This window comes from Pseudoroseomonas cervicalis ATCC 49957, assembly GCF_000164635.1.
Classification (GTDB): Bacteria; Pseudomonadota; Alphaproteobacteria; order Acetobacterales; family Acetobacteraceae; genus Pseudoroseomonas; species Pseudoroseomonas cervicalis.
In genome coordinates, this window is the sequence record NZ_GG770780.1 from 373,134 (window position 1) to 377,702 (window position 4,569).

The 4,569-nt window shown below is 72.4% G+C and carries 5 protein-coding genes; 1 reads left to right on the forward strand and 4 read right to left on the reverse strand.

Annotated elements, in window-relative coordinates:
• Together ctaD and coxB are read right to left on the reverse strand one after the other, a co-directional pair.
• Nucleotides 1-2,147, reverse strand: a 2,147-nt coding sequence (ctaD, locus tag HMPREF0731_RS15115) for a cytochrome c oxidase subunit I (protein ID WP_007005035.1), incomplete at its 3' end; no start/stop codon positions are given.
• Nucleotides 2,144-3,211 carry a cytochrome c oxidase subunit II gene (gene coxB, locus HMPREF0731_RS23905; RefSeq protein WP_085980169.1) on the reverse strand — a complete coding sequence of 356 codons (1,068 nt, stop codon included), beginning with the start codon at nucleotides 3,209-3,211 and terminating at the stop codon, nucleotides 2,144-2,146. The genes coxB and ctaD, both read right to left, overlap by 4 nt.
• Between coxB and HMPREF0731_RS15125 the strand changes: the two genes are divergently transcribed.
• Complete coding sequence (locus tag HMPREF0731_RS15125; protein WP_007005037.1) at nucleotides 3,137-3,619, forward strand: DUF2231 domain-containing protein; 483 nt, start codon at nucleotides 3,137-3,139, stop codon at nucleotides 3,617-3,619. The genes coxB and HMPREF0731_RS15125 overlap by 75 nt on opposite strands.
• On the opposite strand, the gene HMPREF0731_RS15130 is transcribed toward HMPREF0731_RS15125, so the two are convergent.
• Both HMPREF0731_RS15130 and HMPREF0731_RS15135 read right to left on the reverse strand, forming a co-directional pair.
• On the reverse strand, nucleotides 3,586-4,092 hold the full coding sequence (locus HMPREF0731_RS15130; RefSeq protein ID WP_007005038.1) for a CopD family protein: 507 nt from the start codon (nucleotides 4,090-4,092) through the stop codon (nucleotides 3,586-3,588). The two genes, HMPREF0731_RS15125 and HMPREF0731_RS15130, sit on opposite strands and share 34 nt — an antisense overlap.
• 22 nt (nucleotides 4,093-4,114) lie before the next feature.
• A partial coding sequence (locus HMPREF0731_RS15135; RefSeq protein ID WP_007005039.1) for a cytochrome c oxidase assembly protein occupies nucleotides 4,115-4,569 on the reverse strand: 455 nt, incomplete at its 5' end.

Genomic DNA, 4,569 nt, shown 5'->3' on the forward strand with positions numbered 1-4,569 from the left:
GCGGGCGCCAGCAGCAGCCCCGCCAGGGCGGCCACCAGAAGAAAGGGCTCGGCCGGCGGCAGCGGCGGCGGCGGCCAGCCCGGCGCCACCAGCCAGAGGAACAGCGCGCCGAAGATCAGCGAGCCGAGCATGGCGGAATCGGCCAGCAGCAGCAGCACCATCGCCCACAGCCCGGGCGGCGAGCGCACGCCGGTGTGCGGCATGGCCGTCTCGCCATGGCCGATCGGCAGCGGCGCCGGGTCGCGCCGCGCCCCCATGTCCCAGCACCAGAGCAGCGCGCAGAGCAGCGTCAGCAGCACGCCGACACCGGACAGCCAGTAGAGCTTGCTCACCAGCCCGGCGAAGCCGACCGCGGCGGCCAGCCCGGTCCAGAGCGGGATGTAGGAGGGCCGCGGCAGGATGATCAGCTGGTCCACCCGGCCGGAATTGGCTTCCACGCCCAGCGTCTCCATCCAGTCGCCGCGCGGCGTCGCGCAGTAGTGCCGCCCGGCGGCCAGCTGGCGCGCCAGGTCGGGCTGGTCGGCCAGCGGGGTGCGGCTCTCCACCGGCGGCAGGCTGGCGATGTTGTAGCTGGGCGGCGGCAGCGGCATGGCCCATTCCAGGCCGTTGCTCTCCGGTTCGGCGCCCCAGGGGTTGCGCGGGGCGTGGCGGCCGTAGCGCGGCTGCAGCAGCAGATCCACCGCGAACACCGCGAAGCCGATGGCGGTGAGGAACCCGCCCACCGAGGAGAGCAGGTTCAGCCAGTCCCAGCCGATGCCCTCGGGATAGGTGTAGACGCGGCGCGGCATGCCGCGCAGCCCGGTCAGGTGCATCAGCAGGAAGGTCATGTTGAAGCCGATGAACACCAGCCAGAAGGCGATGCGGCCGAGATGGAAGACCGGCATCCGCCCGGTGATCAGCGGCATCCAGTAATAGGCCGCGCCCATCATCGGCAGCACGAAGCCGCCCACCAGCACATAGTGCAGATGCGCCACGATGAACTGGGTGTCGTGCACCTGCCAGTCGAAGGGCACCACCGCGACCATCACGCCCGTCAGCCCGCCGGCGGTGAAGACGAAGAAGAAGCCCATGATGTAGAGCATCGGCAGCTCGAGCCGCGGCCGGCCCTTCAGCAGCGTCGCCAGCCAGGCGAAGACCTGCACCGCCGTCGGGATCGCCACCGCCATCGAGGCCGCCGAGAAGAAGCCCAGCGCCATGTGCGGGATGCCGACGGTGAACATGTGGTGCACCCACAGCCCGAAGCTGAGGAAGCCCATGGCGATCAGCGCCAGCACGATGCCGTTGTAGCCGACCAGCTTGTGCCGGGCGAAGACCGGCAGGATGGTGGAGATGGCGCCCGCCGCCGGCAGGAAGATGATGTAGACCTCCGGGTGGCCGAACAGCCAGAACAGGTGCTGCCACAGCAGCGGGCTGCCGCCGCGCTCGGGGTCGAAGAAGGGCAGGCCGACGGCGCGCTCGGCCTCCAGCAGGATCGAGCCGAGGATCAGCGGCGGGAAGCCCAGCAGCATCATCGCCGAGGTCACCAGCGCGTACCAGCCGAAGATCGGCATGCGCCGCAGCGCCATGCCTGGCGCGCGGACCTTCAGGATGGTGGCGGTGAACTCCACCGCCGCCGCCATCGCCGAGATCTCGACGAAGGTGATGCCGAGCAGCCAGACATCGGCATTGATGCCCGGCGTGTAGGTGGAGGAGGCGAGCGGCGTGTACATGAACCAGCCGCCATCGGGCGCGAGCCCGGCCAGCATCGCCAGCACGATGAAGCTGCCGCCCAGCACATAGCACCAGTAGCCGAAGGCGGAGAGGCGCGGGAAGGCGAGGTCGCGCGCGCCGAGCAGCTTCGGCAGCAGGTAGAGCGCCAGCCCCTCGAACATCGGGATGGCGAAGAGGAACATCATCACCGTGCCGTGCATGGTGAAGACCTGGTTGTACTGCGCGGCATCCATGAAGGCGTTGCCGGGCAGGGCCAGCTGGGCGCGGATCAGCATGGCCAGCACGCCGCCGATGGCGAAGAACACCGCCGCCGTGATCATGAAGCGCAGCCCGACCACCGAGTGGTTGACCGCCGAGAGCCGCCCCCAGCCGGGCGGGGTGCGCCAGATCGCCTCCAGCGCGCGGTGGCGGGCGAGGGGGGACAGGCCGTCGCTCAACGCGCGCTCTCCAGATAATCGATGATGGCGTCCAGCTCGGCCGCCGGCAGCGCCGCGTGCGAGGGCTCGCCGCTGCCGGGCTTGATGCGCTCGTGGCGGGTCAGCCAGAGGCGGAGGTCGCCCGCGTCGCGATACTCCAGCGCCCCGGCGCCGAGCCGGTCGCGCTGGGCGAGGCCGGCGAGGTTCGGCGCGGCGCCGGCCACGCCCGGTTCGGCGCTGTGGCAGCTGGCGCAGTTCTGCGCGAAGGGCGTGGCGCCGGGATGCGCGGGATCGGGCCGCGCCGCCGCCAGCCGGGCCAGCGCCGCCGCATACTCCTCCGGCGGGTGGGCGCGCACGCGGAAGCGCATGCGGGCATGCTGCAACCCGCAGAACTCGGCGCATTGCCCGTCATAGACACCCGGCGCGTCGGCCTGCAGCCGCAGCAGGTTCGGGTGGCCGGGAATGGCGTCCATCTTGCCGGTCAGCCGCGGCACCCAGAAGCTGTGGATGACGTCGTGCGCCTCGATCCGCACCTCGACCTTCCGGCCGGCGGGGATGTGCAGTTCGTTGGCGCTGTGCAGCGCCTGGCCGGCGGCGTCGGTCTGGATGAACTCCCACCACCAGCGATGGCCGATGGCGGTGACGCGCACCACATCCGGCTCCTCCGGCCGGGCCAGCAGCGCCTCGCCGGTGCGCAGCGACACCACCAGCAGCACGGCCAGCACGCTGACCGGAAACACCAGCCCCCAGCCGATGACGAAGCGCCGCACATGCAGCCCCTGGCCGCGCCGCTCGCGGCGGAAGGCGTAGAGGGCGAAGCCGCAGACCAGCGCCAGGATCGGCAGCGAGGCCGCCAGCATCACCCACCACAGCCAGGCCACCGCCGCCGCCCCCGGCCCGGCCGGGTCGAGGGTGGAGAGCGGCCCGTCGCAGGCGGCGAGGAACCCTGGCAGGGTTGCGGCGCTTAACGCCCGCAGGTGGCGATGGTGCCGCGTGGCAGGAGGTGAGCGATGCCCAACCCGATTCCCGAGCTGAGCAGCGAGGCGGTCAGTTCCAAGGTGGCCGTGGCCGGCCACCCGATCCACGCCATGCTGGTGGCCTTCCCCATCGCCCTGGTGATGGCGACGCTGGCCTGCGACGTCCTCTACTGGTGGGATGGCGACCCGTTCTGGGTGCGCGCCGGGCTGTGGGCCTCGGGCGCCGCCTTCTTCCTCGGCCTGCTGGCCGGGCTGTCCGGCACGGCGGAGCTGCTGCTGGTGCGCGGCATCCGCCGCCACAGCGCCGGCTGGACGCATTTCGTCGCCGCCGTGATGCTGCTGTCCGTCGCCGGCGCCAATTGGGGCATCCGGCTGCAGCTGGGTGAGGCGGCGCTGCTGCCCTGGGGCGGCTTCCTGTCGCTGCTGGCGGCCTTCTTCGTCGGCCTGGCCGGCTGGCATGGGGGCAAGCTGGTGTTCGAGCATCAGATCGGCCTCATGCTCTCCAACGAGGATTGAAGCAGGGTGCGGCCGCTGCCGGGCTGGCGCATCCAGTCCGGCAGCGCGCCGGCATCCAGCGGCGGCTTGCCCAGCACCAGCAGCAGCACGGCGAGGATCAGCAGCGTGGCGCCGCCGAGCATGGCGAGCCCGGCCAGGCGCGGGAAATGCTTCTCCGGCTCGGCCAGCCGGGCCAGCGCCAGGCCGTAGCTCATGTGCAGGGCGACCATCGCCCCCACCACGGCGAGCTTCAGGTAGAGCCAGGGCTCGAACACCGCGTAGCCGAAGATCAGCCCGGTGCCGGTGGCGATGGCCAGCACGGCGGCGGGCGACATCACCACGCGGTAGCCGATCCAGGTGAAGTGCCAGAGCCGCTTCAGCTCGCGCGGCGGCAGCGCCTGGACCCGGCCGAGGAACAGGCCGGGCAGCACCAGCAGCCCGGCGCACCAGATGCACAGCGTGGCGATATGCGCCGCCTTCAGCCAGGCCAGCATGGATGCCTCCCCCGGTCCCGGCTCAGCCGCGCTCGGCGCGCAGCCAGGCGGCGCCCTGCGCCAGCGCCGGCAGCAGATAGGCCAGCGCGGCGGGCACCCACATCAGCAGCCCGGCCAGCTGCTGGTCCTGCAGCGGCGACAGGCCCCAGGCCTGGGTGGTGGCGGCGTGTGGCGCGTAGAGGGCGGTGGGCGCGAAGGTCAGCAGCGCGCCCAGCATGCCCATGCCGACCATGCCGGCCAGCAGCGCGCCGATGCCGGGCAGCGCCGCGCCGCGCGCCAGCGCAGCACCCCAGAACCAGGCGGCGCTGCCCAGCAGCGAGAGCTGCATCAGCCAGTAGACGGCATCCGAGGCGAGGGCGGCCTCATAGGCGGGCGGCGCGTGCCAGGCCCACAGCACCAGCAGATGCGCCGGCACGGCGAGCGACAGGCCGCGCCGCGGCGCCAGGCCGGCCAGCGCCAGCAGCGGCGCCGCCAGCC